General features: G+C 72.7%; 25 protein-coding genes and 1 pseudogene. 7 read left to right on the top strand and 19 right to left on the bottom strand.

The window, feature by feature from the left end:
- Positions 1-17: 17 nt before the first annotated feature.
- From A6A06_RS20345 to A6A06_RS20355, 3 genes are read right to left on the bottom strand one after another with little or no spacing between them, the layout of a single operon-like run.
- Entirely contained in the window at positions 18-1,856 is a 1,839-nt protein-coding gene (locus A6A06_RS20345) for a SulP family inorganic anion transporter (protein ID WP_079194163.1), read from the bottom strand.
- On the bottom strand, positions 1,853-2,632 hold the full coding sequence (locus A6A06_RS20350) for a polyphosphate kinase 2 family protein (protein ID WP_338015927.1): 780 nt from the start codon (positions 2,630-2,632) through the stop codon (positions 1,853-1,855). Before A6A06_RS20350 ends, A6A06_RS20345 begins: the two co-directional genes overlap by 4 nt.
- Before the next feature lie 12 nt (positions 2,633-2,644).
- Positions 2,645-3,067 (bottom strand): DUF7144 family membrane protein, encoded by a 423-nt coding sequence (locus A6A06_RS20355; RefSeq protein WP_073762709.1) that lies wholly within the window; start codon positions 3,065-3,067, stop codon positions 2,645-2,647.
- Between the two features lie 187 nt (positions 3,068-3,254).
- Between A6A06_RS20355 and A6A06_RS20360 the strand changes: the two genes are divergently transcribed.
- Positions 3,255-4,658, top strand: a complete 1,404-nt coding sequence (locus tag A6A06_RS20360; protein WP_073762710.1) for an MFS transporter — start codon at positions 3,255-3,257, stop codon at positions 4,656-4,658.
- A 41-nt stretch (positions 4,659-4,699) separates the two neighbouring features.
- Here A6A06_RS20360 and A6A06_RS20365 read toward each other — a convergent pair whose 3' ends face one another.
- The 4 genes from A6A06_RS20365 to A6A06_RS20380 all read right to left on the bottom strand — a co-directional run bounded on the left by A6A06_RS20365 (position 4,700) and on the right by A6A06_RS20380 (position 8,260).
- Complete coding sequence (locus A6A06_RS20365; protein ID WP_073762711.1) at positions 4,700-5,197, bottom strand: RDD family protein; 498 nt, start codon at positions 5,195-5,197, stop codon at positions 4,700-4,702.
- On the bottom strand, positions 5,194-5,775 hold the full coding sequence (locus A6A06_RS20370; protein WP_073762712.1) for a hypothetical protein: 582 nt from the start codon (positions 5,773-5,775) through the stop codon (positions 5,194-5,196). The genes A6A06_RS20365 and A6A06_RS20370 overlap by 4 nt, the downstream gene beginning before the upstream one ends.
- Before the next feature lie 96 nt (positions 5,776-5,871).
- Positions 5,872-7,182 carry a phytase gene (locus A6A06_RS20375; RefSeq protein WP_073762713.1) on the bottom strand — a complete coding sequence of 437 codons (1,311 nt, stop codon included), beginning with the start codon at positions 7,180-7,182 and terminating at the stop codon, positions 5,872-5,874.
- Positions 7,183-7,327: 145 nt separating this feature from the next.
- The gene (locus A6A06_RS20380) at positions 7,328-8,260 is read right to left on the bottom strand and encodes a LysR family transcriptional regulator (protein ID WP_073762714.1); all 933 of its coding nucleotides are present in this window, start codon (positions 8,258-8,260) and stop codon (positions 7,328-7,330) included.
- A gap of 145 nt (positions 8,261-8,405) precedes the next feature.
- On the opposite strand from A6A06_RS20380, the gene A6A06_RS20385 reads away from it, so the two are divergent.
- A complete protein-coding gene (locus A6A06_RS20385) occupies positions 8,406-9,656 on the top strand; it encodes an MFS transporter (protein ID WP_073762715.1) in 1,251 nt (416 codons plus the stop codon).
- On the opposite strand, the gene A6A06_RS20390 is transcribed toward A6A06_RS20385, so the two are convergent.
- Complete coding sequence (locus A6A06_RS20390; protein ID WP_073763260.1) at positions 9,643-10,428, bottom strand: glutamate racemase; 786 nt, start codon at positions 10,426-10,428, stop codon at positions 9,643-9,645. The genes A6A06_RS20385 and A6A06_RS20390 overlap by 14 nt on opposite strands.
- Before the next feature lie 398 nt (positions 10,429-10,826).
- Between A6A06_RS20390 and A6A06_RS20395 the strand changes: the two genes are divergently transcribed.
- Positions 10,827-11,054 carry a hypothetical protein gene (locus A6A06_RS20395; protein WP_073762716.1) on the top strand — a complete coding sequence of 76 codons (228 nt, stop codon included), beginning with the start codon at positions 10,827-10,829 and terminating at the stop codon, positions 11,052-11,054.
- A 101-nt stretch (positions 11,055-11,155) separates the two neighbouring features.
- On the opposite strand, the gene A6A06_RS20400 is transcribed toward A6A06_RS20395, so the two are convergent.
- A complete protein-coding gene (locus A6A06_RS20400; RefSeq protein WP_242440845.1) occupies positions 11,156-12,319 on the bottom strand; it encodes a PP2C family protein-serine/threonine phosphatase in 1,164 nt (387 codons plus the stop codon).
- A gap of 99 nt (positions 12,320-12,418) precedes the next feature.
- Between A6A06_RS20400 and A6A06_RS20405 the strand changes: the two genes are divergently transcribed.
- Positions 12,419-12,943: a MarR family winged helix-turn-helix transcriptional regulator gene (locus tag A6A06_RS20405; RefSeq protein WP_073762718.1), complete on the top strand. Its 525-nt coding sequence runs from the start codon at positions 12,419-12,421 to the stop codon at positions 12,941-12,943.
- Between the two features lie 186 nt (positions 12,944-13,129).
- Positions 13,130-13,543, top strand: a complete 414-nt coding sequence (locus A6A06_RS20410; RefSeq protein ID WP_073763261.1) for an STAS domain-containing protein — start codon at positions 13,130-13,132, stop codon at positions 13,541-13,543.
- 119 nt (positions 13,544-13,662) lie between these two features.
- On the opposite strand, the pseudogene A6A06_RS42885 reads toward A6A06_RS20410, so the two are convergent.
- A pseudogene (locus tag A6A06_RS42885) lies at positions 13,663-13,782 on the bottom strand (SRPBCC family protein); the annotation flags it as partial.
- Positions 13,783-14,128: 346 nt separating this feature from the next.
- Here A6A06_RS42885 and A6A06_RS20420 point away from each other — a divergent pair.
- Positions 14,129-14,566, top strand: a complete 438-nt coding sequence (locus tag A6A06_RS20420) for an ATP-binding protein (RefSeq protein WP_073762719.1) — start codon at positions 14,129-14,131, stop codon at positions 14,564-14,566.
- On the opposite strand, the gene A6A06_RS42890 is transcribed toward A6A06_RS20420, so the two are convergent.
- The 5 genes from A6A06_RS42890 to A6A06_RS20445 are packed head-to-tail and all read right to left on the bottom strand — an operon-like array spanning position 14,558 to position 18,953.
- Positions 14,558-16,180, bottom strand: coding sequence for a SpoIIE family protein phosphatase (locus A6A06_RS42890; RefSeq protein ID WP_242440846.1), 1,623 nt, complete (start codon positions 16,178-16,180; stop codon positions 14,558-14,560). The two genes, A6A06_RS20420 and A6A06_RS42890, sit on opposite strands and share 9 nt — an antisense overlap.
- Positions 16,177-17,205: a SpoIIE family protein phosphatase gene (locus A6A06_RS20430; protein WP_242440847.1), complete on the bottom strand. Its 1,029-nt coding sequence runs from the start codon at positions 17,203-17,205 to the stop codon at positions 16,177-16,179. The genes A6A06_RS42890 and A6A06_RS20430 overlap by 4 nt, the downstream gene beginning before the upstream one ends.
- Complete coding sequence (locus A6A06_RS20435; RefSeq protein ID WP_079194164.1) at positions 17,190-17,678, bottom strand: ATP-binding protein; 489 nt, start codon at positions 17,676-17,678, stop codon at positions 17,190-17,192. The genes A6A06_RS20430 and A6A06_RS20435 overlap by 16 nt, the downstream gene beginning before the upstream one ends.
- Positions 17,662-18,072 carry an STAS domain-containing protein gene (locus A6A06_RS20440; protein WP_073762721.1) on the bottom strand — a complete coding sequence of 137 codons (411 nt, stop codon included), beginning with the start codon at positions 18,070-18,072 and terminating at the stop codon, positions 17,662-17,664. The genes A6A06_RS20435 and A6A06_RS20440 overlap by 17 nt, the downstream gene beginning before the upstream one ends.
- Positions 18,069-18,953 carry an STAS domain-containing protein gene (locus A6A06_RS20445; protein ID WP_073762722.1) on the bottom strand — a complete coding sequence of 295 codons (885 nt, stop codon included), beginning with the start codon at positions 18,951-18,953 and terminating at the stop codon, positions 18,069-18,071. The genes A6A06_RS20440 and A6A06_RS20445 overlap by 4 nt, the downstream gene beginning before the upstream one ends.
- 281 nt (positions 18,954-19,234) lie before the next feature.
- Here A6A06_RS20445 and A6A06_RS20450 point away from each other — a divergent pair, with 281 nt between their 5' ends.
- Positions 19,235-20,116: a SigB/SigF/SigG family RNA polymerase sigma factor gene (locus A6A06_RS20450; protein WP_073763264.1), complete on the top strand. Its 882-nt coding sequence runs from the start codon at positions 19,235-19,237 to the stop codon at positions 20,114-20,116.
- A 45-nt stretch (positions 20,117-20,161) separates the two neighbouring features.
- Here the strand turns inward: A6A06_RS20450 and narI are convergent, their stop codons facing one another.
- Genes narI through A6A06_RS20470 form a run of 4 tightly spaced genes read right to left on the bottom strand, consistent with a single transcriptional unit; the run spans position 20,162 to position 26,797 of the window.
- Positions 20,162-20,860, bottom strand: coding sequence for a respiratory nitrate reductase subunit gamma (gene narI / locus A6A06_RS20455; RefSeq protein ID WP_073762723.1), 699 nt, complete (start codon positions 20,858-20,860; stop codon positions 20,162-20,164).
- Positions 20,857-21,471, bottom strand: coding sequence for a nitrate reductase molybdenum cofactor assembly chaperone (gene narJ / locus A6A06_RS20460; protein WP_073762724.1), 615 nt, complete (start codon positions 21,469-21,471; stop codon positions 20,857-20,859). Before narJ ends, narI begins: the two co-directional genes overlap by 4 nt.
- Positions 21,468-23,069 carry a nitrate reductase subunit beta gene (gene narH / locus A6A06_RS20465; protein WP_073762725.1) on the bottom strand — a complete coding sequence of 534 codons (1,602 nt, stop codon included), beginning with the start codon at positions 23,067-23,069 and terminating at the stop codon, positions 21,468-21,470. The genes narJ and narH overlap by 4 nt, the downstream gene beginning before the upstream one ends.
- Positions 23,069-26,797: a nitrate reductase subunit alpha gene (locus tag A6A06_RS20470; protein ID WP_073762726.1), complete on the bottom strand. Its 3,729-nt coding sequence runs from the start codon at positions 26,795-26,797 to the stop codon at positions 23,069-23,071. Before A6A06_RS20470 ends, narH begins: the two co-directional genes overlap by 1 nt.
- Positions 26,798-26,925: the final 128 nt, after the last annotated feature.

The following is a 26,925-nucleotide window of genomic DNA, read 5'->3' on the forward strand; positions in this document are numbered from 1 at the left end:
CGGCACCCCTTCGGGACCTACCGAGGGGGTGCCGGGTCGTCGTGGGACGCCTCCGCACGCGCCGGGCCGCCGTCCGTGCCCGTGCCGCCGTCCGTGCCCGTGCCGGGCGGCGGCTCCGGCACGGTCCAGACCGCGCCGGTCCGGGCACGGAACGCGGCGACGGCGGATTCGACGGTGGGGAAGAACCGGTCGCCGCCGAAGGCACGGGTCAGCCCGTACCCTTCGAGCCGGCGCAGCACCGGGTCCTTCAGCTCGGCGAACACCAGGCGGATCCGCCGGTCGTCGAGCACCTTGCCGAGTTCCTCCAGCACGTCGGCGGCGGTGGTGTCCACATCGGTCACGGGCTCGGCGGCGATCAGGATCCACCGGGGCGGCGGCTTGTCGCGGGCCAGGCGCAGCACTTCGTCACGGAAGGTCTTGGCGTTGGCGAAGAACAACGGTGCGTCGAAGCGGTGGATCACCAGTCCCGGCAGGCGCTCGGCGTCCGGGTACGAGCGGACGTCGTGATAGCCCGCCACCCCCGGTGCCCGGCCCAGCACCGTGTTGTACGGCCACCACGCGCGCCGGAAGACGTTCAGGATCGACAGGCCGACCGCGACCGCGATGCCGGGCAGCACGCCGAGCAGCGCCACGCCGAGGAAGGCCGCGACCGACAGCAGGAACTCCGCCTTGCGCCGCCGCCACAGCCGTACCGTTCCCGTGAGATCCGCCAGGGACAGCGCGGCCGTGATGACCACCGCGGCCAGCGCGGGCTGCGGCAGATTGCGGAACAGGCCGGGGAACTGCACCAGCATGAGGATGATCAGCGCCGCCCCGACGACGCCGGTGAGCTGGGTCCGGGCACCCGCCCGCTCGGCCACGGCCGTCCGCGAACCGCTCGTACTGACGGGAAAGCCCTGGAACAGCCCCGCCGCCACGTTCGCGGCACCGATCGCGTGCATCTCCTTGTTGCCCTGGACCTCCTGTCCGCTGCGGGCCGCGAACGCCGAGGCGTTGGAGATGGTGTCGGCCAGGGACACCAGGGCGATGCCCACCGCACCGGCGCACAGGGGAGCGAGGTCGTCCCACGCGAGGTGCGGGACGGACAGCGGCGGGAAACCCGTCGGCAGGGTGCCGACCAGGCCGACGCCGCGTGCGTCCAGATCGGACAGCGACGTCGAGGCGATGGCCAGCAGCACCATGACCAGCACCGCCGGCACCTTCGGCAGCCACCGCTGAAGCACCAGGATCAGCACGACCCCGCCCACGCCCACCGCCACGGCGGCGGGCACCGCCTTCCCGTCGGCCAGACCGCGGACGAAACCGGACACCTCGCCGAGCAGCCCCTCCGCGTCCGTCGAGAAGCCGCACAGCTTCGGCAGCTGCCCGATCAGAATGGTCAGCGCCAGCCCGTTCATATAGCCGATCATGGTCGGCTTGGAGATCAGGTCGGCGATGAAGCCCAGCTTCGCCACACTCGCCAGAAGCATCACGGCACCGACCATCAGGGCCAGCACCGAGGCGAGTGCCACCGCCCGCCCGCTGTCGCCCCCGGCGGCGGCCAGCGGCAGCACCGTCGCCGCGATCATCGGGCCGAGGGAGGAGTCCGGGCCGAGCACCAGGATGCGCGACGGCCCGAAGACGGCGTACGCCAGCAGGCACAGGACGGACGTGTACAGCCCGTTGATGGCGGGCAGGCCCGCCAGTTCCGCGTACGCCATGCCCTGCGGCACCAGCAGCGTGGTCAGCACGACCCCGGCGACGACGTCCTTGACGAGCCACTGCCGCCGGTAGCCCGCGAGCGTGCCCAGGCCGGGCGCCGCGTCGCGGACCCTGGCACGGACCCGGGCGCCCCGGCCGTCGCCGTCCCCCGTCATCGCGCCCGCCCGGGTTCCGCCTCCAGCTGCTCCCTGACCGACGCCAGTTCGCGCCGGGCGGGCTCGCCGACGTCCGGGTAGCGCGCGCGCTCCCGTACGTCCGCCGCGGAGAACTTCCCGTTGCGCTCCGGGACGTCGATGCGCTGGAGGAAGCGGGCCCGCTGCTCCTTCTCGGACAGATTCAGGAACAGCTTCACGAGCCGGAAGCCGTTGTCGGTCAGATTCCGCTCCCAGTCGTTGATCTCCCGGTAGCGCCGGCGCCAGAGGTTCTGCCGCCGGCTCCGGTCCGGCCGGCGCCGGCGGTCGAGGTGTTCGGGATGCACCCGCACCACCAGGACCTCCTCGTGGTGCGACCGGTTGAAGATGCCGATCTCGCCGCGCCGGGGCAGGTGGCAGGCGTGGCGCCAGAGGTAGTCGTGGTCGAGTTCTTCGGCGGACGGCTGTTCGAAGCCGACCGCGTGCACTCCCTGCGGGGTCACTCCCGTCATCACGTGCCGGATCGTGCCGTCCCTGCCGCCGGCGTCCAGCGCCTGCAGGCACATCAGCACCCCGTGGGTGCCCTGCGCGGCCAGCCGCCGCTGCTGGTCGGCGAGCAGCGTGACACCGGTCCTGAGCGGCTCCGGGCCGTCCTTCTTCCGCGTGATGCCCGCCTTGTGGCCGGGGTCGAAGTCCTTGCGCAGATCGATCTCCGACCCCGGCCGCACCCGCAGAGGGGTGATGAGTTCCGCGATCCGCCCGGCCCAGTCGTCCACCGCGCGCACCGCCGGATCCGGCACGGCTGCGCCCTGCTACTCGTTGAGCGTGTCCCGGCGGACCACGCACAGGGCCCAGATGGTGGACCCGTACAGCGCGATCAGGGTGATCGACCAGACCGGATAGTAGGGAATGGTGAGGAAGTTGATGACGATCAGCAGTGCCGCGATGCCGATCGCGAGGACCCGGGCCCAGGTGGCCGCCGTGAACAGGCCGAGGCTCACCACGACGGCGACCGCTCCGAAGGCCAGGTGGATCCAGCCCCAGCTGGTCAGGTCGAACTTGAACACGTAGTTGGGGGTGTTGAGGAAGACCTCGTTCTCGGCGATGCCCATGATGCCCCGGAAGAGGTCGAGCACACCGGAGATGAACAGCATCACGGCGGCGAAGATGGTCAGGCCGCTCGCGGCGGCCATGGCTCCTGCCGAGCGGTGGTGCGGGCTGGTCGTGGTGGCCATGACAGGCCCTCCGTCTCCGAGGCGGGTGCGGAATTGCCCCGCGTCGGCGCTGAGGGTGCCCCGGACGCCGGGGGCACGTCGTCACCCCCGGCGGGTGACGACGCGCGATCACCCGGCCGGGACGATGAACGGCGCCCGGCGGACGGCCGCTTCCGTCCGCCGGGCTTCAGCGATCGGAGGCGAGACGATGGCCGTACCGCCCGGCCCCGCCGGATCAGCGACCCGCGGAAGCGCGCCGAGCACACCGCGGCACGTGCTCCTGCCGCTCGCGCTCGCCCAGTTCATCTGCAGCTTCGCGGGCTCCAACATGAACGTGATGATCAACGACATCAGTGCGGACCTCGACACCACCGTGCAGGGCGTACAGCTCGCGATCACCATATTCCTGCTGGTCATGGCGGCGCTGATGATCCCCGGCGGCAAACTGACCGACCGCGTCGGCCGCAAGCGCTGCCTGGTGGCCGGCCTGGCCGTCTACGGCGTCGGCGCCCTGCTCAGCGCCGCCGCACCCGGTCTCGGCGTGCTCATCCTCGGCAACTCGATCCTCGAAGGCGTCGGTACGGCCCTGCTCATTCCGCCGGTCTACATCCTCACCACGCTGCACTTCACGGACGTCACCGCCCGCGCCCGCGCGTTCGGCGTGATCATGGCGCTGGGCGGCGTCGGCGCGGCCGCCGGGCCGCTGATCGGCGGACTCATCACCTCGGGGCTGAGCTGGCGGGCGGCCTTCGTCTTCCAGGCGCTGGTGGTCGCGGTGATCATCGTGCTGAGCCGCCGGATCGCGGACCCGCTGCCCCCGGAGCCCTCGCGGCCCTTCGACATCGGCGGGGCGGTCCTGTCGGCCGTCGGTCTGATCCTCGTCGTCGCCGGCATCCTCGCCGCCGACGACAACGGCTGGCTGATGGCGGGACTGCTCCTGCTCGGGGCCCTCGTCCTGGCCGGGTTCTTCCGGTGGGTACGGGCGAAGGAGCGCGCGGGCCGCGAACCGCTGCTGTCCACCGGCCTGTTCCGCGACCGCACCTCCAACCTCGGCCTGCTCACTCAGCACCTCCAATGGCTGATCCTCATGGGGGTGTCGTTCGTGGTGGCCGCCTACCTCCAGGTCGTCCGCGGCTACGACGCCATCCGCACCGGAGTGATCTTCACGGCGGCCACCGCGGGCATCCTCGCGGCCTCGCTCGCCGCCGAGCGCTTCGCGAAGCGGCGCACCCCGCGGACCCTGGTCATGACCGGCTTCGCCGTGACGGTCGGCGGCATCGTGACGCTCCTGGCGATGGCGGGCGGCTCCCCGAGCGCCTGGGCCACCGCCCCCGGACTGCTCATGATCGGCCTCGGGCTCGGGGTGATGCTGACCCCGTCGGTGAACGTCGTCCAGTCCAGCTTCCCCGAGGACCAGCAGGGCGAGATCTCCGGCCTGTCGCGGAGCGTGTCCAACCTCGGCTCCTCGCTCGGCACGGCGGTGGCCGGCACCATCCTGGTCGCCGACCTCGCCTTCGGCTCGTACGCCGCCGCACTGATCGTGCTGGCCGCCATCGGCGTCGCCGGCTTCATCGCCGCCATGCTGCTCCCGCGGCATCCGGCGGCGCGCTGACGCGTGACCGGCTGCGCCCTCACGATGCCCTCAAGGTCCCCTCACGATCCCCGCACGGCGCGGTCCGGCCGTGCCCGCCCGCCGTACCAGTCGTGCACGACCGCGCTGCGTACGACGAGATCGGCGACGGACGCGTCGCGCCTGCTCAGCGGCGCCCAGAACAGCCCCAGCGGCAGCACGACGCACAGCACGGCGCGGAGCAGGGCACGGCCGGGCCCGAGCAGCCGTCCCGAGCGGTGCACCACCCGCAGCCCCATCAGCCGGCCGCCCACGGTCCAGCCCGTCACCGTCCAGCCCACGGCCAGGTACCCGACGGCGAGGGCGAAACCGAAGGAGCCGGTGAGCAGGTCCGAGCCCCGCGGCGCGTCGAACGGCGGCCCGAGGACCAGGAAGCGGACGGCGCCGACGCCCAGTCCGGTCAGTACGGCGATGCCCAGCACCACGAAGGTGTCCGCGACGGCCGCCAGGGTGCGGGACACCAGCCCCGCGCTGCGGCCCTGAAGTCGGGCGGCGCCGACGGCGGGCGGGGGAGGCGTCACGGGGGCGTCCGTCCGGCGGGCCCGCCGGACCCCGGGCCCCCGCCGTCGTCGCCGGTGCGCGCAGACGGTGACGACGGTACGGTACCGTTCCGCCGCAGTAGCCGGTCGGCGAAGGCGTCCACCAGCCGGTCGGCCCGCGCGCTGCGCAGCCGTACGGCGTCCAGCGCCTCCCCGGTCATGCCGCCGCCCGTGTCACGGACGATCCTGCCGATGTCGATCTCCTCCAGCACCTGCCGGGTGAGCGCGACCGGATCGAGCCGGTCCAGCACGGCGTCGAGGTCGACGCGGCGTGCGACCCGCTCGACGTCGACACGGTCGGCGACGCGGTTCACGTCCACCCGTTCGGCCACCCGGTTCACGTCCACCCGGGCCACCAGGGCGTCCAGGTCGAGCTGGTCGACGACCGCGGCGACGACCCGCCGCAATACGGCACGTTGCGCGCGGCCGACCCCGTCACCGACCCGTACGGCCGCCGCGCCGACCGCCGTGCCCACCGCGGCCGCGGCCCCCAGGGCCAGCCGCGGCCCGATCAACAGGACGGCTGCCAGCGGGCCTTCAGCGCCGTGGTGTGCACCCATGCCCGCATGGCAGCGCCCCGCCGCGGTGCACGCTTCATCCGCCGCGGGTGAACCGTGCGGCCGGAACCAGGCACCGGCCACCGCCCGCCCCGCGGATCAGTCGTCCACGGCGTCCAGCACGTCCCCCAGGTCGACGAACTTGAAGCCGGTCGAGGGGCGTTCGCCGTCTGCGGGGGTGTCGTGGCCGTCCTGCACGACGAGCAGGCCCTTCGGGTACCCGGCGCCCAGCGGCGCGGCGAGCGCGGCCGCGCCGTCGCACTCCTCGGAGCCGTCGAGGGCCGCCGAGGCGGCGGTGACACGGAAGCCGCCCTCGTACTCGTTGGCGTCGGATATCTCGCGGTCGTACGCCACGAAGGTGTTGTCCCCCTGGCTGGACGCCAGCAGATAGCCGTCGCCGCCGGGTTCGTTCACCAGGGTCAGGCCCTCCACGTCGGCCGTCAGGCGCTTGCCGCCGTAGCCGGGGTCGGCGCCCGCGACGCACTCCTCGGTCGTCTCGTCGTACGTGGCCGGGACGCCGTACTCGCGGACCCTGTCGACCAGCTTCGGTGCGCCGGTCAGGTCGGCGCGCAGCCGCCAGATGCCGACGTCCTCCTGACCCGCGTACAGCGTGCCGTTGTCCGGATCGACCACCATGCCCTCGATCTGCGGCAGTTCGCCGGGCTCGGCACAGGGGGACCACGACTTCCCGTCCGGGAGGCGGAAGGCGGCGGGCAGGTCCAGGGTGCGGACCTTGCGGTAGCCGACCGTGCCGCCGGGGCCGGAGGTGAGCTCCAGGAGGGCGAGGGTGGTGCGTTCGCGGCGGCTGACCAGCGCGTACGAGCGGCCGGTGGTCCTGTCGGTCCAGGTGGCCAGGCCGTACGCGGTGCGCTGCTCGTCGATCTGCTGCTGGGAGGCGGAGAAGACGGGCGGCGCCGCGGGGTCCGTCACATCGGTCAGCGGGCCGCCGGTCCGGTCGCGGTCGACGCGGTAGAAGCGCAGCCGGTCGTTGCCGCGGTCGCTGGTCACCGCGAGGTCGGCGCGGCCCGTGGACAGGCGCATTCCGGATATCAGGTCGACGTTGTTGAAACGGCCGGGCGCGTGGCCGGGGCCGGGCGCGGCGGGCGCGGGCAGGGACTGCACCTCGCGGGCGTCGAGGTCGTAGACGCGCAGGCCGCCCTGTTTCGCGGTGGCGATGACCAGGCTGCGGCCCGGGTCGGCGGTGTTGCGCCAGATCGCCGGGTCGTCCGCGTCGGCGTTGCCGCCCGCCGCGTCGTCGTGCAGGGCCGCGGTCTCGGCCCGCGGGGTGACGGCGGGCGGTGCCGCGGACGGGGCGGCCCCGGCCGGGAACGGCACGGCCGTGACGGCGAGTGCCGCAAGGGCCGTGGCGAGCGCGAGCGTTGCCGGCCGGGCGCTGCGGGAGGTGACCACGTGGAGGCTCCTTGGTGTCGGGAGGGCGGTGGACGCGCACCGGGAGTCTGGAGCCCGCGCATGACGGCTTACCGGTAGGTAACGTGGCGGAGGGGCGTAGGGGCCGTGAACGGCCGGTGTCACGCGCCCACTTGGAGACGACCGGTCACCCCGCCCACTCCGGTGTCCACGTCCCGCCGTCCCGGGTCCGGCCCGGTTCCGCGGCCCCCAGGTGGTCGCGGAGGGCGGTGAGCGCGGGGTGCGGGTTGTCGCCGCGCCAGATCACCGAGTGCGGGTAGACCGGCGTCGGGTGCGTCACGGCAACGCGCCGCAGGTCGTGGCCTGCGGGCCACACGAAAGACGTTCCCTCGCCGACGAACGTGGCCAGCAGGGGCGAACCGGCGAGGGTGTCGAGGAGCGGTTCGGTGCCGAAGTCCGGTCCGGTCACCTCGATGGTGAGCCCGAACGCGGTGGCGAGGTCCTCGTAGTAGACGGCCCATTCGGTGCCCGCGACGATGCCGGGCATCCAGATCCGGTGCCCGGCCAGCTGGGCGGGGGTGACCGTACGGGCGGTGGCCAGCGGGTGGGCCGGGCCGGTGAGCAGCTGGACGGGCTCGTCGTGGACCCGGGCGGCCTCGACGCCGTCGGGGAGCTGCCGCGCGGGCACGGTGACGGCGCGGAACGACGCGTCGACCGTGCCGGACCGGACGGCGGCGACGGCCGCGTCGGCATCGAAGAGCGTCACCACGTCGAGTTCGACTTCGGGGTGCGCGCGGTGGAAGCCGCGCACCAGGTCGGCCGGTGCGAGCCGCCGGCCGATCACGTCGACGCGCAGCGCGCGGCTGCCGGGCCGTACGGAGGCGACCGCCCGTTCCGCGACCCGCAGGAGCTCGCGGGCGTGCGGCAGGAACGCCTGCCCGTCGACGGTGAGCCGCGCCCCGCGCGCCGTACGGGTGAACAGCCGGACGCCGAGGTCCTTCTCCAGCGTGGCGACGCGCTTGGAGGCGGCCTGCTGGGTGATCGACAGGTCGGCGGCCGCCTCCCGGAACTGCCCGGCGTCCGCGACGGCGGCGAAGGTGCGTACGGCGTTGAGATCCACGCGCCCACGGTATCCACAACCAGTGGTTGTACCGCGGGCAGACGCCGGTTGTTTGCCCCCGGCCCACCCTTCCCGCTTCGATGTCGGGGCTCGGCGACCGGCGCTCCAGCCGTCGCGGCAGAAGGAGACGGGAGAGGCACCGCAGATGTGGGGGGCGAGGTCGGGGCCGTCGCTGGGACGGCGGTTCCGGTGGCTGTGGATGTCGTACGCGGTCAGTACGTTCGGGACGCGGATCGCCTTCGACGCGTTCCCCCTCCTCGCCATCCTGGCGCTGCACGCCGGGCCCGCCGAGGTGTCGGCGCTGGCGGCGACGGGAGCGGCCGCGGGAGCGGTGCTGGCGGTGCCGCTCGGCCCGTGGGTGGAGTTCCGCCGCAAGCGGTCCGTGATGATCGCGATGGACCTGACCCGGTGCGCCGCGCTGGCCAGCGTCCCCGCCGCATTCGTGCTCGGCCGGCTCGGCCTGGTCCAGCTCCTGATCGTGGCGGTCGTCGTGGCGGCGGCGGACATCACGTTCAACGCCGCCGCCGGCGCCTGCCTGAAGGCCCTCGTACGGTCCCCGGACCTGATCGCCGCGAACGGGCGGCTCGAAGCGACGACCTGGACCGCGACGGTGCTCGGGCCGCCGCTCGGCGGAGCCGCGGTCGCGCTGTGCGGGCCGGTGGTGACCGTGCTGACCGACGCGGTCAGCTATCTGCTGTCGGCCGCGGGCATCCGGGCGATCGGCGGCGGGGAGCCGCGCCCGGTCCGGACCGGGCCGCCGCCGCGGACGCGCGCCGACGGGCTGCTCGAAGGCTGGCGGTACATCCTGGCCCACCCCGCCCTGCGCCCGCTGTTCTTCAACATGGTCCTGGTCAACGGTCTGACCATGGCGACCCAGCCGCTCCTCGCCGTCCTCATGCTGGGCCCTCTCGGCTTCGCCCCCTGGCAGTACGGCCTGGCCTTCGCGGTGCCCTGCGTCGGCGGCCTGGTCGGCTCACGGCTGTCCCACCGGCTGGTCGCGCGGTACGGGCAGCACGCGGTCCTGCGTACCGCCGGGGCGCTGCGGGCCTGCTGGCTGCTCGGCCTGGTCTTCGTTCACCCGGGCGTCTCCGGGCTGATGCTCGTCATGGCCGTCGAGTTCGGCATGATCACCTGCATGAGCGTGTTCACGCCGGTCTTCGCCGCGTACCGCCTCGACCGGACACCGGAGGACCGGGTCGCCCGCACCCTGTCCGCGTGGTCGGTGACCGTCAAACTCACCATCGCGGCACTGACCGCCCTGGGCGGCTTGCTGGCCGCCGCCACCGGCCCCCGCACGGCCATCGCGGCCGCCGGCCTCCTCATCCTGGCGACTCCGCTGCTCCTGCCCCGGCGTGCCGCGGCGCGTCGGCCCGGCCGGGGTGTCAGCCGTGTGTGACGGGACCGAGGAGGAGCCGGCCTTCGGCGTACGTCGGCGCCGCGGCCGGTAGGGGTGCCTCGCGGCCGCTGAGGATGGTGGTCAGGGTGCCCGTGGCGGGGGCGTCGGGGGTGGGCGTGAGGCCGGACCGGCGCAGGGCCTGGGTGGCCACCGCGTCGGCCGAGCCGTGGAGGACGACGGGCGGCAGGCCGGGGTGCCGGACGGCCGCACGGATGCGTCCGGCGACGAGTTCGTAGTGGGTGCAGCCGAGAACGAGGGCCCTGACGTCGTCCGGGGTGTGCCGCGCCGCGGCGGTGATCGCGAGGTCGACGGCCGCCTCGTCCGCGTTCTCCACGGCGTCGGAAAGCCCGGGGCACGGCACCTCGGTGACGCGCACACCGTCGGCGAACTGCCGTATCAACGCGCTTTGGTACGGGCTTCCGGTGGTGGCGGGGGTGGCCCAGACGGCGACGGGCCCGCCACCGGCGGCGGCCGGTTTGACCGCCGGGACCGTGCCGATGACCGGCAGTCCGGGTTCGAAGCGGGCGCGCAGCGCGGGCAGGGCGTGCACGGTGGCGGTGTTGCAGGCGACGATGAGCGCCTGCGGCCGGTGCGCGGCGGCCGCCTCGGCGACGGCGAGGGCACGGGCCGTGATGTCCTCCGGGGTGCGGGGTCCCCAGGGCATGCCGTCGGGGTCCGAGGAAAGGACGAGGTCGGCGTCGGGCCGCAGCCGGCGTACCGCGGCGGCTGCCGCCAGCAGTCCGATGCCCGCGTCCATGACGGCGATCTTCACCCGTCCGTCCCCGCAGGTGTCGGTGTCGCGTTCTCCCATGCCGGTCTCCTCCGGTGCTCGGTCGGGCGTCGGTGCCACTGACGGGAATGGTGTACGGCGACCGGCGCCGACGGCATGGCCAATTCCGCGGAGGTGGTACGGAAGGAGAGGGGAGTGGCTTGCCGCATTCCGCGGTGCACTCGTAAGGATTCCGTGTCCGTGGCAAACGGGGCGACCACGGACCGGACGGCGTTTCCCCGGGCGGACCGGCTCGTTGGCGTGGACGAGCCCTTTCGAGCCGCTGGTCCGCGACGAGCTGCCGGAAGGCTCACGCGCGTCCGGAGCACCGGGCTCCGGCGCGGAGGTGCCCCGAAAGGTGCACCAAGGTGCCCCAAAGAGAGAGGTAAACCATGCGACGGATGAGTTTCGCCCTGGCCGCGGCTGTTGCGATGAGCGGTGTGCTGTTCACGGGGACGGCCGCCGAGGCGGCCTCCGCGGCTCACCCCCGGGTGGACCGGGTGTCGAAGACCGGGCCCCCGTTCCCGTACGCGGACTGCCTCAAGGAAGTGAAGAAGCAGTACAAGGGGAAGAAGGACCCGGTGGCCACGTGCGACGCCCTGGCGAGGAAGGGCTGGATCAAGAAGTAGGGGCGGTCAGGCCCGGCCGCCGGAGGCAAGGGGCCGCGCGCTTCGGTACGCGCGGCCCGTCGCGCCGCCGGGGAGCTCCCGGCCGTACGGTCGGGCCCCTCTCACCGGCCCCGGTTCCCCGACTTCCCGAACCAGTCGAGGCAGAGCACCAGCGCGTCGTCCATCGACTCCGCGTCGCGGTATTCGGTCAGGTCGCGCAGGACGGCCCGGGGGACGCTCGCCGCGGGGAGCAGGCTGGTGGCGTGGATCGCGCGGGCGAGGGCGTGCTCGCCGTACTCCTCGCCCGGCGGCGAGACCGCCGCGTACACCCCGTCGCTGACGAAGATGAGCCGGTCGCCGGGGAGGACCTCGAACTCCTGGACCACGTACTGCGTCTCCTCGAACATGCCGAGCGGCAGCTGCGGTTCGAGAGCGACGCGGTCGATGGTCCGGCCCCGGCGCCGCCACAGCTGCGGGGAGCCGGCGTCCACGACCTCCACCCGGCCGGTGGCGAGTTCGAAGCGCAGCAGCAGCGTCGAGACGTAGGCGGAGCCGCGGTACTGACCGTAGAGGGCCTGGTCGGCGAGGGCGGCCTGGTCCGCGATGCCGATGCCGGCGCGGCGGGCGTTGCGCAGCGCGTTGACGGCGAGGTGGGAGAGGACCGACGCCTCGACGCCCGTGCCCATGCCGTTGGTGACGGCGAGGGTCAGCTCGTCCGCGTCCGAGGCCCAGTCGTAGTTGTCGCCGTGGATGGCGTAGGCCGGCTCCAGCTGGGCGCCGATGGCGTACTCCTCGGCCGTGCAGGCGCGCGCGGGCAGCAGCTGCCACTGCATCTCGGCGGCGAGGGTGAGCCGGGTCGTACGGCGGGCCCGCTGGTAGACGTCGGTGTCCCGCTCGGCGACGAGGATCTCGTGGCCGAGCAGGTCCGCGGCGTGGGCCAGGTCGTCGGCGGTGCCGGGCAGGTTGCGCTCGGCGGGCAGCCGGACGGTCAGGATGCCGAGGCGTTCGCCGCGGACCGTCACCGGCAGGTGGTGGTCGACGGCGCTGTCGTGCCGGACCTGCCGCTCGTGCCGTTCCTGACTGCCGAAGGCGCGTCCCTCCGGGGTGTTGGAGATGGACAGCGCGCCCGCGGAGTCCTCGCCGAGCGAGGAGAACGGCCTGAGCACCGTGCCGCCGTAGTCCGCGAGGAACAGGTGCACGGACGTGGCTCCGCAGGCCGCGGTGAGCGCTGCGCGCAGCGCGTCGACCAAGGCGTGCGGCGCCGCTGCGCGGACTGCTCTTTCCACATCACAGCTCAGGGTCACGATCTCTCAAACATTCTTATTCCGGTGGATTTCGACATGGCCGGGCTGACGTGGGCGGCCGGAGGGTGACAGAGTGGTCGTGTGTCCCGTTTCCCCGGTCAGTCGCACCCACGCGAGCAGGTGACCGAGGCCACCCTTGCCGCCTCCGAGTTGCTGGAGGTCCTGTGGGGTCGCGGTCAGGAGACGGCACGCTCGGCGCAGGTCTCGCCGTCCCAGTTGCGGGCTCTTCTGGTGATCGAGGAACACGAGGGTACTAACCTTCGCGCGCTCGCCGACGAACTCGGCTCGCGACCGCCCGCGGTGAGTCGTCTCTGCGACCGTCTGGAGGCGATGGGCCTGGCCGAGCGGTGTCAGAGCGCGACGAGCCGGCGGGAGGTGGAGCTGCGGCTGAGTCTGCGCGGGCGGGCGTTCCTGGAGGAGTACCGGGCGGCCCGTACCGGTGAGGTCGCGGCCATCGTGGCGCGCATGGATCCGGCGCAGGTCGCCGCTCTGGCGTCGGGGCTGGCCGCGTTCCGCAGGGCGGCCTCCTTGCACCGTACGGCCAAGGACGGCCACGCGGGCGTCGGCCGCCGCACTTTCGGCGCGGACAGCGCGGACAGTGCGTGATGTCATTCAGGCTCCGCTTCTCGATCCGAAGTCACTCCGAGCAGAGCCGCGTTGCTCAGTGATGGGGACAAGATTGTTGCCTTTCTGGAATATTGTCAAACGGCAACAATCACTTCTATTGTTGATCATCCGAACCGGCCGGACGGGAGTCCGGATCCGGCCACCGATCCCATGACCGCCCTGAGGATGACCGTGCAGCCACAGCCCAGCGCAGACCGGCCGACGCAGGTCGTGGTGCGGGAGGGCCACCGTGCCGAGGGCGCGGTGGTCGTCACCGTCACCGGCCCGCTCGACATCGACACCGTCGCACCACTGGAAGAGGCCCTGCGCGCGGCGGGCGACGCCACGGACGGACCCGCGGCGGACGCCGACGCGCGACCGGTGGTCGTAAACCTCTCCGAGGTGGACTTCGCGGACTCCACGACCGTCAACGTGCTGCTCCAGCAGCACGCCGCACTGGGCAGGCGGCTGCGCCTGGCCGCCCCTTCGCCCGGCCTGCGGCGGCTCTTCGAGCTGACCGGCCTCGAAGGGGTGCTCCCGCTGTACGAGACGGTGCCGGAAGCGGTGGCGGCCGACGGCGTGGCGAGCGCGGGGAAGTAACCCCGCGCTCCGGCGCCGGGCTCCGGGGGGCCGCCCGGTCTCGGTCCCGGGGTCCGGGGGTGTCCGCCCGGTCTCGGCCCGCAGCGGCGGTCTCCGCGAGATACCGGAATTCACCGGGGTACGCCCGCGTGCCGGACGCTCTCCGTCGTTTTCCGGGCGATGCGGTCCTGGGCTTTCACCTCTGTGAGTTCCGCCACGAAGTTATTCTCCGCCCCCGGCACCGACAGCTGCCAGGCGAAATGCGGTCCGCACGCTCCAGCGGCGAGCACGACATGGCGTATTCCTCCTTGATCTCGTGAAGGGGCGCGGAGGGACACCCGCCCCCGCGGCCGCGCACGGCCGTATTCGCGGGTACCCCGGTTTCCCGGCCGGTCCCGTCGCCGGGCGGCCCGAAATTTTTCCGGTACCCCGGCACGGAACGGGTACGCGGTCTGTGGGCAGCGCTTGCGAGCACTCCGCCGAGGCCGGATACCACCCCATGAGGAACGCCCGATTCCCTATGTGTCAGGGTGATTGCTCCGTGGATTGGCGGGAAAGCTGCCTACTTGTACGCCTTACGGTCCAACGGGAAACGAGGTGAGCCCGATGAGCAGCGCCACAGCCCCGCACAGGGTTTCCGCTGCGCCCTCGCTGGTGGTGACGCTGGAGAACTGCCCCGAAGCGGCAGCCGTCGCACGGGATGTCGCCGGTGACTTCCTGAAAGGACTGGGACCGCCGCCGGACCGGGACGCCGCCGACGCCGTCGTCCTGGTCGTCTCCGAACTCGTCACCAACGCCGTCCGGCACACCCGTACCCGCAGCTGCACCCTGAGCCTGGCCGCAGGCCCCGGCGCCGTGACGGTCGGTGTGACCGACTCCAGCCCCGTGCCGCCGTGCGAGCGCAATCCGGACGTACGCGGCGAGGGCGGCGGCTTCGGCTGGCCGATGGTCCGCCGCCTCGCCGTCTCCACCTCCGTGGAGACCTTCCCCCAGGGCAAGACCGTCAGCGCGGTCGTCGCCCGGCGGAGCAGCCGCTCAGCGTGAGCGCGGCGACGGCCGGACCGCCAGCGCGAGCGTGTCGTCGGAGTGCAGGATGACGGTGTGCATGTCCTCGGCGATGGCGCCGGGGATCTCCCCGACCGGCCGGTTCCGGTGCTGCCGGGCGCTCTCGGCCAGCCGCTGTTCGCCCTCCCGGGGATCGCGGCGGCTCTCGGTCAGCCCGTCGGTGTAGAGGACGAGCAGGTCACCCTCGTCCAGCTTCGAGTGCAGCAGGCGCTCGCTGCCGGGGAACGGATAACCCACCCCGCGCCCCCGGACCTCCAGATACTCCTCCCCTCCCGCGGCCCGCACGACCAGCGCCGGGGGGTGGCTGCCGTTGGCGAGCAGGAGGTCCCCGCTGACCGGGTCGATCCGGGCCAGCAGCACCGTGGCCATCAGCTCCGGGTCGAGCGGCGAGAGGATCTCGTCCGTCCGGGCCACGATGGACTTCAGCGGGTGGCCCTCCAGAGCGAGCGTCCGCACGGCGTGCGTGACGTTCAGCGCACTGCGCGTACTGCGTACGCCGTGGCCGAGCGCGTCGACGACGGTGATGTGCACCGTGCCGTCCGGCAGTGTGAACCAGTCGTAGAAGTCGCCGCCGGTGGGCGCGTCGGTACCGGCCGGCGCGTAGTGGACGGCGAGCTCCAGCCCGTCCACCGCGATCGGCGGCGGGCGCAGTGCGTCCTCCAGCTCGCGCAGGATGTGGCCGTGGGCCGTGCGCAGCTGTTCGTCGCGCTCCTCCAGCTGGACGTACAGGGCCAGTACGCCGCTGTTCGTCTCGGCCAGTTCGTGCGTCAGCCGGCGCTGGTCCGCGGCGAGGGAGTCCACCCGGGTCAGGGCGACCCGCAGTTCCTCCTCCAGGAGGCGGTTCTCGGTGGCCGGATCGGTCGCCGAGCCGTCCCCGTTGCCGTCGGACGGGCCCGTCGGCAGGGGCGCGGCGCCGCTGCCGGGCCGTCGGCCGTTGCCGCCCGCCGTGTCGTTGCCCGGCAGCCGCCCCGGCGGGATCCGGACCTCCGGGGTCCCGGCCGGGAGCGGTACGTGCCAGGTGGCGGCGTCGGGCGACACCTCGGCGGGGAGCAGCAGCCTGGCACCGGAGGGCGGTGCGAGCACGGGGGCGGGGGCGCGCAGGGTGACGGCCAGGAAACCGGCCCCCGCGGGGGAGCCGTCGGCGGTACCCGCGGCGTCGCGGGCAGCGGCGGACGGGGTGCTCCGGGTGTCGCCGCCCGCGGCGTCCCCGCTGCCCGTGCGGGCCCCGGGGACTCCGGCAGCCGTCCCGTCTCCGTCCGTTCGTCCGGAACCGTTCCCGTCGGGGAAAGCGCCGTCCCGGGAACCGGCACCCGGCTCCCCGGCGTCCTGAGGACCGGCCGCGGTTCCGGCGGCGCTCCCCGGCGCCCCGCCGGAACCCGCGTCCGCGGAACCGGCAGCGGAGGAACGATCCGCCGCACCCCTGCGGGCCGACTCCAGCGTGACTCCGTACCCGGCACGTATCGCCGTGTCGGCCAGCGTGCTCACGGACAGCACGAGTCGCGCCCGGGTCTCGACGGGCAGGGCGTTGGCCGCGCCCAGCCGACGGACGGCGTGGCGCAGCGCCGGCAGCGCATGGAAGGTGTGGCGTCTCACGAGAGTCTCTGGTGGAGGTTGGCGGTGAATACGGTCGCGTCGTCCCGGCTGCGGCGGTGGCCGTGCGCGAGGGCCGGGGCCAGCAGCGGCGCGGGCAGCCGGATGAGGAAGGGGTCCGGGCTGTACGCCCAGCGGTGGTCGATGCCGTCGGTGTGCATCAGGGCGGTGAAGTGGGGCTCCCACGGCATGTCGCGGACCAGCGGCTGCGGCATCTCCAGCCCCGCCACGCCGGGCTGGCCGGTCAGGCGGTTCTGGACGTCCTGCCGCGTGAGCGTCAGGCACCGTATGTTGCCGATGCCGCAGTACTGGGCCCGTCCGGCGTGCAGCCGCAGCAGCCCGACGGCCGCGCCCCGGCTGCGCCGCAGGGCCCGGTGGACGGTGGTCAGCAGGCCGGGCAGCGGCTGGTCCGGCGCCCTGGCGAAGGTACGCAGCGCGAGCTGCGCCGCCTCGGCCGCCTGCGGACCGTGCCCGAGGCCGTCGACCACGATCGCGGTCAGCCCCTGCTCGGTCTCGGTCACCGCGCACGCGTCGCCGCTGACCTCCTCCCGCTCGGCGGGCAGGCAGATCGCGCCGACCGCCCGGCGAGCGGACTCCGCGTCCTCCGGCGGCGTGAGCCGGGCGCAGGCCACGGTGCCGCCGGGCTCGTGGGTACGGACGGTGAAACTGGTCGCTATGCGGTTGACTCCGCCGATACCGGCACCGAGCGTGTCGGTCGTCGTGTACCCGTCGGCCAGGCAGCGCCGGAACTCCCGCATCCCCGGCCCGCGGTCCGCGGCGACGATCTCCACACCGTTGCCCAGCGGCAGCGCCTGCACGTACAGCGCCCCGTCCACCGCGTGCTTGGCGAGGTTGCTGCCCAGTTCGGACGCGATCACCGCGGCCTGGTCGGGCAGCGCCCCCTGGAGCCCGCAGCGCTCCGCGACCGACCGCGCGCTCTGTGCGGCGACATGCACGGCGCTGTAGTGGTCGACGGGGATGTACGCCGTCGGATGCACGGTGGGGATCAGGGTCAACGGTCGGCCCACCGCGTCACGGTCACCGTCGTACCGCCGCCCTCCCGGGTACGGATCTCGAACTCGTCCATCAGGCGCTGCGCGCCGCCCAGCCCGTGTCCGAGACCCGTGCCGGTGGTGTAGCCGTCGGTGAGCGCCGCGTCGACGTCGGCGATGCCGGGTCCGGCGTCGCCGACGGTCAGCCGCAGGCCCACCGCGCCGGGCCGGGTCGGGTACTCGATCCTGATGGTGCCGCCACCTCCGTGGATGTAGGCGTTGCGGGCCAGTTCGCTGGCGGCCGTGACCACCCGGGTCTGGTCGACGATGCTGAAGCCCACCGTGAGGGTGGCGTCGCGCACCGCGTGCCGGATCGCCAGCAGGTCCTGTTCGCTGCGCACGGTGAGCACCGTGGGCCCGGCCGGGAGGCCGGCCTGTTCCGTGCTGTCACCGCTCAGCGTCGTGGTACCGACGGCGCCGGTACCACCGTATTCACCGGGTCCCTTCATGCGGTACCTCTCCTGAGGGACGGGGACTCTGATGCCAGCCCAGGGCCGCCATGCCGTGTTCCGCGTTCAGGGCGGTCTCCACACCGGTCAGGCGCAGTCCCAGTTCGGCCAGGGTCATGGCCACCGGGGGACGCATACCCGCGACGATCACCCGGGCGCCGAGCAGCCGCGCCATGGTGGTCAGTTCCATCAGCGTCCGCGCCACGAAGGAGTCGATGATCTCCAGACGCGAGATGTCGATGAGCACACCGCGGGCCCGGTCGGCCGTGATACGGGTGGTCAGTTCCTCGGTGAAGGCCACCACCGTGGCGTCGTCCAGCTCGTTGAGCAGCCCGGTGACCAGGACGTCGCCCAGTCTGAGGATGGGCACGCCGGCCGTGGGCCGGGCATTCACCGGTTCTCCCGCACGCCCGTGGACGTGTGGGTGGAGGCATCTTCGGTGAGTTTGACGGCGGCGGCCAGCGCGTCGGCGAGGGTGGTGCGGGTCAGGATGGTCGACAGGTCGATGCCGAGCTGGGCGATGGTCTGCGCGATGGACGGCCGGATGCCGCTGATCACACAGTCCGCGCCCATCAGCCGTACCGCGTTGACGGTCTGCATCAGGTGCTGGGCGACCGCGGTGTCCACGGTCGGTACCCCGGTGATGTCGATGATGGCGACCAGCGCCTCGTGCTCCTGGATCGCCTCCAGGAGGTTCTCCATCACCACCTGGGTACGGGTGGTGTCGAGCGTACCGATCAGCGGTACGGCCAGCACCTGGCGCCACAGGCGGACGACCGGCGTGGACACCTCCAGGAGCTGTCGGCTCTGCCGCCGGATGATCTCCTCGCGGCCCTCCACGTACGTCTCGAAGGAGAGCGCGCCGGCGCTGTCCAGCAGCCGGTTTATCAGGACGGCGGTGGTGAACAGCTCTTCGGTGTCCCGGGTCTGCCGCTGCACCGCCTCCAGGAGCGCTTCCTTGAGGGAGAGGATGGCCAGGGACGTGACGGTCGGCATGGCGCCGGCGCGGGCCCTGCGCATGGAGACGTCGATCACGGCCTGGCGCAGCGGCCGGTCGGTGGCCACCACCCGGTTCGCCGGAACGTCGCTCTCCAGGCCCTGTAGGAGGGCACCGAGCAAGGCGTCGGCTTCCTCCCGAAGTTCGCCCTCGCTGACGATGTCGCGCATTTCGTCCTGGGCGAGCTGCAGCTGCACCCAGCGGTCGGAGACGGTGTCGGATTCTGCGCGCAGCGCGCCGATGACACGCTCGCGTGCCGCGGCCTCGGTGGAACTCAACCCATGGTCCTTTCTAGGTGGTTGGCGGCAGCACAAGCGCGCGGGGTGTGCTGCTCGTGCGGTGCTCGTCCCACCGCACGCGATCTTCGTTGCCGTCCGGCAAATGTTACCGAGAGCAGGACGGGCCATGAAGGCCGGACCACCGTGAGCGCTCTTCGGGACCGCCCCGGCCGATCGTCCGCCACCTCATGGGCAACTGTTTCCCACTGGCAAGGGTTGAACACCTAAGAGTAGGGCAGGTGCACCTGACCGTACGTACTGTGAAGGGTGAAGACGTGACCATGCTTGCCGTGCAGAACAGTGCAGCGGGACCGGAGGCGGCAGCGGCCGCGGAGGCGGTGCAGGCGCCCGAGCTGCCCCGGCTCCAGGACGCGACGAAGGTGGCTCCCCGGGACGCGCGGGCACTGTCGAAACTGTTCCTCGCCCGGCTGGCCGCCCTGGAGGAGGGGACGGCCGAATACCAGTACGCACGCAACACCCTGATCGAGATGAATCTCTCACTGGTGCGGTTCGCCGCCTCCCGCTTCCGCGGCCGGGGCCAGGACCTCGGCCACTCGGAAGACATCATCCAGGTCGGAACCATCGGCTTGATCAAGGCGATCGACCGGTTCGACCTCTCCCGCGAGGTCGAGTTCTCCACCTTCGCCGTCCCGTACATCGTCGGTGAGATCAAGCGCTTCTTCCGGGACTCCACCTGGGCCGTGCACGTTCCCCGCCGGGTCCAGGAACTGCGGGTCGAACTGTCCAGGGCGGGCGAGCAGCTCTCCGCCGACCTGGGCCGCGAGCCCACCGCCCGCGAGCTGGCCGCCCACCTGAAGATCGGTGAGGACGAGGTCGTCGACGCCATCGCCGCCAGCAACGGCTACACGGCGGGACCGCTGGACAGCCCCGGGGACGGCTCCGGCGCGGCCGGCGACAGCCGTGCCATCGCCGACGTCATGGGCGACGACGACCCGGCGATGGAACTGGTCGAGAACCTGAACACGCTCGCCCCGCTCCTGCACGAACTGGACGAGCGGCGCCGCCGCATCATCGAGATGCGCTTCGTCCAGGAAATGACGCAAGCTCAGATCGGTGCCGAACTCGGCATCTCGCAGATGCATGTCTCGCGGCTGCTCACCCGGACCCTGGCGCAACTGCGCAAGGGGATGCTGGACCAGTAGCCGGGCGTCGGCGGACCAGCGCGCCCGGAACAGCCGTCCGCCCCCTCACCGGCGGATGCCGCCCCGCGCCCCGCGCGACCGGTAGACGACGTACGGACGGAACAGATAGCCGACCGGCGCGGTGAAGGCGTGCACGAGACGGCTGAACGGCCAGAGAGCGAACAGCGCCATGCCCAGGAGGGCGTGCAGCTGGTAGACCAGCGGCGCGTGCGCCATGACCGGCACGTCCGGGGTGAGCGTGAACAGGGAGCGGAACCAGACCGAGACGCCCTGGCGGTAGTCGTACGGATGAGCGCTCGTGGTGGTGGCGGTGGCGGCCAGCCCGGCGATCAGCGTCGCGGCGAGCAGCGGGTGCACGATGCGGTCGGTACGCAGCGAGGCGGCGCGCACCGCGGGGACACGGAGCCGCCGGAGGACCAGGACGGCCAGGCCCGCCGTCGTGACCAGCCCCGCCACGCCCCCGATCGCGAGGGCGTTGGCGTGGTAGAGCCACTCGTGGACGTGGACGCGGTCGGTGAAGGACTCGGGGATGAGCAGGCCGGTGAGATGGCCCGCGGCGACGAAGAGCAGGCCGTAGTGGAACAGCGGCGAGCCGATGCGCAGCAGCGTGCTCTCGTGCAGCTGGCTGGAGCTGGTGGTGAAGCCGAAGCGGTCGTAGCGGTAGCGCCAGGCGGTGCCCGCGACGAGCAGGGTCACGACGACGTAGGGCAGCACGCCCCACAGCGCGGTGTGCAGAGGGTTCACCTTCGGTCTCCTCGGGACGCGGAGGCGGGGAACGGGCCCAGGCCCACGGTCTCCAGGGGCGGGGGCCCGGTACGGGCCAGGCGGCGGGCGGCGGCACGGTCGGCGGGGCGCGGACCGGGCAGGGTGCGGCAGACCGCGTCGAGGACTTCGCTGTAAGGGCTGCGGTAGTCCTCCAGAGCGAGACGCAGCAGCTCCAGGGCGGCCCGGTGCTCGGTGAGCAGAGCGCGTCCGGAAGCCGGGACGCGGGCGGCGAATTCCAGCATCAGGGGAAGGTGGTCGGGCAGTTCGTCCGGGGCGGGCTGCCAGCCGTCGGCGCGGTAGCGCGCTTTGAGCCGGGCGAGGGTGCCGCCGCGCCTGCGGGTGTCGCCGTCGGTGTAGTAGGTCATATGCAGGGTGCGGCGGGGGCTGCGGTCGAACGTGGCGACGTACCGCGCGGCGAGGGCCAGCGGAGTCTCCTCCTCCACGCGGGTGCAGAACCGCAGCAGGAGAGCGGCCTGTCCGCCCGTGTCCGGCCGCAGCGCCGCGCGCACACTCCGGTGCCGGGCGGGCCAGTCCGGCCCGGGGTAGGTCAGGAGCAGGGACGCGGCCTGGTGGACCAGAGAGGCGTTCACGACTCTCCTCGCCGACGGGGGAAGAGACCGGCGGGGCGGCCACTGCCGTTCCAGTTCAGGAGGTTCACCCGGTCCCGCAGCGAGGTGCCCGCGTGTTCGGCCCGCGGCGCCGCGGTGGGCGGAGCGTGGAAACCCTCCGGGTCGTACATGCCCGGCGCCCCCGCGCCCTCCAGACTGCAACCGTCGTCCGCACCACCGGGACCGGCGCTGGTGTAGCTGGTGGGAATGACGTAGCGCTCCTCGTACTTGGCCACGGCCAGCAGCCGGTACATGGCTTCCAGGGACGCGGTGGTCATGCCCGCCGAGGCGGCGATTGCCGGGTCCTGCTCCTCGCCGAGATTGGCGCGCCGCATGTGCGCGCGCATCGCGGCCAGCCGGCACAGGGCGGCCTCCACCGGCGCCGTGTCGCCCGCCGTGAACAGATGGGCGAGGTACTCCTGCGGAATCCGCAGCGCGTCGATGGCCGCGAACAGCTTGGCCGGATCCTCACCGTCGTGCCCGGTGGCGGTCAGCGACTCCACCACCGGCGACAGCGGGGGCACGTACCAGACCATGGGCATCGTGCGGTACTCCGGGTGCAGGGGCAGCGCCACCTTGTAGGTGCTGATCAGCGCGTACGTGGGGGAGTCGCGGGCGGCGGTGACCCAGTCGTGCGGGATGCCGGAGGCCTCGGCGGCGCGGGCGACCTCGGGGTCGAAGGGGTCGAGGAAACAGGAGAGCTGGGCCTCGTACAGGTCCCGCTCGTCGGGAGTGGCGGCGGCCTCGCCGACCCGGTCGGCGTCGTAGAGGACGACACCGAGATAGCGCAGCCGCCCGACGCACGTCTCGGAGCACACGGTCGGATCGCCCGCCTCCAGCCGCGGATAGCACAGGGTGCACTTCTCGGCCTTGCCGGTCCGGTGGTTGAAGTAGATCTTCTTGTACGGGCAGCCCGTCACGCACATGCGCCAGCCGCGGCAGCGGTCCTGGTCGACGAGGACGATGCCGTCCTCGATGCGCTTGTAGAGGGCGCCGGAGGGGCACACGGCCACACACGACGGGTTGAGGCAGTGCTCGCAGATGCGGGGCAGGTAGAACATGAACGCCTGCTCGTACTCCAGGCGCACCCGCTCGCTCATCTTCTTCAGAATGGGATCGCCGGCGAGCTGCGCGGGCCCGCCGCCGAGGTCGTCGTCCCAGTTCGGGCCGCCGGTGATGTCGGTGGGGCGGCCGTCGACGAGGGAGCGGGGCGGCGCGGTGGGCACGTTGTCACCGAGCGGCGCGCCGGTGAGGGTCTCGTAGTCGTACGTCCACGGCTGGTAGTACGCGTCCAGTGTGGGCATCCGGGGGTTGGCGAACAGCCGGGCCAGCCGTCGGGCCCGGCCGCCGCTGCGCGGCACGAGCCGGCCGTGCTTGCGCCGCCAGCCGCCCTGCCAGGTGTCCTGGTCCTCGTAGCCGCGGGGGTAGCCCTGGCCGGGCCTGGTCTCGACGTTGTTGAACCACACGTACTCGGTGCCGGCGCGGTAGGTCCACGTCTGCTTGCAGGTGACCGAGCAGGTGTGGCAGCCGATGCACTTGTCGAGGTTCATGACCATCGCGATCTGTGCCATCACGCGCATCAGTAGCTGACCTCCTGGGAGCGGCGGCGGATGGTGGTGACCGCGTCGCGCTGGTTGCCGGTGGGGCCGTAGTAGTTGGGGGCGAAGGACAGCTGGGCGTGGCCGCCGATGAGATGGGTCGGTTTGATCAGCAGCCGGGTCAGCGCGTTGTTGACACCGCCGCGCCGCCCGGTGGTCTGCGACAGCGGCACGTTCACCAGGCGTTCCTGCACGTGGTACATGAACACCGTGCCGGGCGGCATCCGGTGGGAGACGACCGCGCGGGCGACGACGACGCCGTTGGCGTTGACCGCCTCGATCCAGTCGTTGTCCGTCACGCCCACGGCCTCGGCGTCCGCCACGCTCATCCAGATCACCGGGCCGCCGCGGGCCAGGGTCTGCATCAGCAGGTTCTCCTGGAACTCGGAGTGGATGGACCACTTGGAGTGCGGCGTCACATAGCGCACGGTCACCGACCGTTCGGCGGACGCGCCGGGGCGCGGCAGCTCGCCGAGCGCCGTCAGGTCCAGCGGCGGCCGGTAGACGGGCAGCTGTTCGCCGAACTCGGCGATCCACTCGTGGTCGAGGTAGAAGTGCTGGCGCCCGGTGAGGGTGTGCCAGGGCTTGCCGTGCTCGGTGTTGACGGTGAACGGCGCGTACCGGCGCTCGGGTGCCTCCTTGCCCGACCACTCGAAGCTGGCCGACACCTGCACCGGACGGGCCTGGGTGTCGGAGAAGACGATGCGCCGCTCGGCCACCGAGGCGGCCAGCTCCTCCAGGCCGCGGCCCGTGCCGCAGCGCCCGGCGAGCGCCCGGAAACCTTCGGCGGCCAGCCGTCCGTTGGTGGTGCCGGAGAGGGCGAGGATCGCCTCGCACAGCTTCACGTCCGTGTCGAGCAGCGGGCGGCCGCGCGCCGCGCCCCCGGCCGCCGTGCCGCAGCGGGCGGCGAGCCAGTCCGTCTCCGGACCGGCGTGAACGGTGACGCCCTTGACGGTCATGCCCTGCTCCCGCGGCAGCGGGCCGAGGGCCGCCAGCCGGTCGGCGAGCGCGCCGTAGTCCCGCTCCACCAGCGTGAACCGCGGCCCGGTCGGGCCCGGAGGCGGCGCCTCACCGGCGGCCGTGTCGTGCTGGAGAGCCGTGGCCACCAGGTCGCACGCGTCGTCCAGGCGCCCGGCGGCCAGCCGGCTCACCTCCCGGGCGAGCCCGTGGAAGATCTCGAAGTCGGTACGGGCCTGCCAGGGCGGGTCGATGGCAGGGGAGAAGGCGTGCACGTAGGGGTGCATGTCCGTGCTGGACAGATCGTGCTTCTCGTACCAGGTCGCGGCAGGCAGCACGAGATCCGCGAACAAGGTGGTGGACGTCATGCGGAAGTCCAGCGCCAGCAGCAGGTCCAGCTTGCCGCGCGGCGCCTGCTCACGCCAGGTGACATCACGCGGGCGCACTTCGGGCGGTGCCTCCTGCGCGCCCGCGTCGTCGTCGGCGCCCAGCAGGTGGCCCAGGAAGTACTCGTTGCCCTTGGCCGAGGAGCCGATCAGGTTGGCCCGCCACACCGTCAGCACGCGCGGCCAGTTGGCCGGTGCGTCCGGGTCCTCGCAGGCGTAGGAGAGCCGTCCGGCGTCCAGCTCGTCCGCGACCCACCGGCCCGGCTCCGCGCCCGCCCGGCGGACCCGTCGGCCCAGGTCCAGCGGATTGGCGTCGAAGGTGGGGTACGACGGCATCCAGCCCCGGCGGGCCGAGCGGGCCACCAGATCGGCGGTGTGCTGCCGGGCGAACAGGCCCCGGCCGACCGGGGAGGCGAGCGCGTCGGCCGGGGCCCGGTCGTACCGCCACTGGCCGGTGTGCAGATACCAGTACGGCGTACTGGCCATCTGCCGTGACGGGCGGACCCAGTCGGCGGCCGTGGACAGCTGCTGCCAGCCCGCGTACGGCCGCACCTTCTCCTGGCCCACGTAGTGGGCCCAGCCGCCGCCGTTGACGCCCTGACAACCGGTGAGCAGCAGCAGGGACAGAAAGGACCGGTAGATGGTGTCCGAGTGGAACCAGTGGTTGGTGCCCGCGCCCATCACGATCATGCAGCGGCCCCGGGTCTGCTCCGCCGTACGCGCGAACTCCCGCGCTGCCCGCACCGCAGCGCGCGCGGACACCGATGTGAGGGTCTCCTGCCACGCCGGAGTGCACGGCACGTCCGCGTCCTCGTAAGAGCCGGGCCATTGCCCGCCCAGACCGGCCCGCCCCACCCCGTACTGGGCCAGCAGCAGATCGAAGACTGTGGTCACCAGGCGCCCGCCGACGCGCAGCGCCGGCACCTCCCGCTCCAGCGTGCCCTGCTCCCACTCCGGCGTGCTCTGCTCCCGCTCCGGCGTGCCCTGCTCCTGGTCGAAGCGCGGCAGCACCACCCGCGCGGCGGTCGCGTCCGGCCGTCCGTACAGGCTCAGCTGCGGATCGACCTCCCCCAGATCCAGGTTCCAGCGCCCCTCGCCGCCCTCGCGCCAGCGGTCGCCCAGCGTCCCGCCCGGTACGACCGGACCACCGGTGACCGCGTCGACGAGGACGGGCATCCACCGCCGGGCCTCCGCGTCGGCGTCCGTCGCCGCCCCCACGTCCTGTGCCGTGACGAACCGCCCCGGCACCCGGGCCGCCCCGCCCTCCGCACCCGCCCCGCCCGTTCCGTACTCCTCCAGCTCGACGAGGAACGGCAGGTCCGTGAACCGCTTGACGTAGTCCGTGAAGTACGGCACCTGCCGGTCCACGAAACACTCGCGCAGGATCACATGGCCCATGGCCATCGCCAGGGCTCCGTCGGTGCCCGGGTGGGGGTGCAGCCATTCGTCGGCGAATTTCGTCGCGTCCGCGTAGTCGGGGGAGACCACGACGACTTTCTGGCCGCGGTAGCGGGCCTCGGCCATCCAGTGCGCGTCGGGGGTGCGGGTGACCGGCACGTTGGAGCCCCACAGCATCAGGTACGCCGCGTCCCACCAGTCACCCGACTCCGGTACGTCGGTCTGGTCGCCGAAGACCTGCGGCGAGGCGATCGGCAGGTCCGCGTACCAGTCGTAGAACGAGAGCATCGGCGCGCCGAGCAGCGCCATGAACCGGGCGCCGACCGCGTGCGAGGCCATCGACATCGCCGGAATCGGCGAAAAGCCCGCCACCCGGTCGGGACCATGAGTCCGGATGGTGTGTACGTGGGCGGCGGCCGCGATCTCCAGCGCCTCGTCCCAGCCGATGCGCACCAGTCCGCCCTTGCCGCGGGCCCGCTGGTAGCGGCGCCGTTTGTCCGGGTCGCCGGTGACCTCCGCCCAGGCCGCCACCGGGTCCCCGAGCCGCTCCCGCTCCTCCCGGTACATCTCCACCAGTACGCCGCGCGCATATGGATGGCGCACCCGGGTGGGCGAGTACGTGTACCAGGAAAAGGAGGCTCCGCGCGGACAGCCCCGGGGCTCGTACTCCGGGCGGTCCGGGCCCGTCGTCGGATAATCCGTCGCCTGCGTCTCCCAGGTGATGAGCCCGTCCTTGACGAATACCTGCCACGAACACGATCCCGTGCAATTCACCCCGTGGGTGGAACGCACCACCTTGTCGTGCGCCCACCGCTCCCGGTAAGGCGCGTCATTCACGCTCTGATCCGTACGGAAAACCGCGCGCCCGTCCGCCGAAACCGGTGCCCGGCTCAGCAGCCGCCCGGCCGCCATCAGCCGTTCGGCCGCGTCCGCCGCGGCACGTTCTGCCTTCGCCCTGCCACGCCACATACGAGGGCTCCTCCCGGGGCCACGTGGCGGACTCGCTCGGCACGCCACTCCACGAAACGACCCCAGATTCCTCCCGCGGTGAGCGGTTACCGGGTCACGTTTTCGCCAGTTGGCCAGCTTTGGGAGTT

It is taken from the genome of Streptomyces sp. CB02923 (genome assembly GCF_001905005.1).
Classification (GTDB): domain Bacteria; phylum Actinomycetota; class Actinomycetes; order Streptomycetales; family Streptomycetaceae; genus Streptomyces.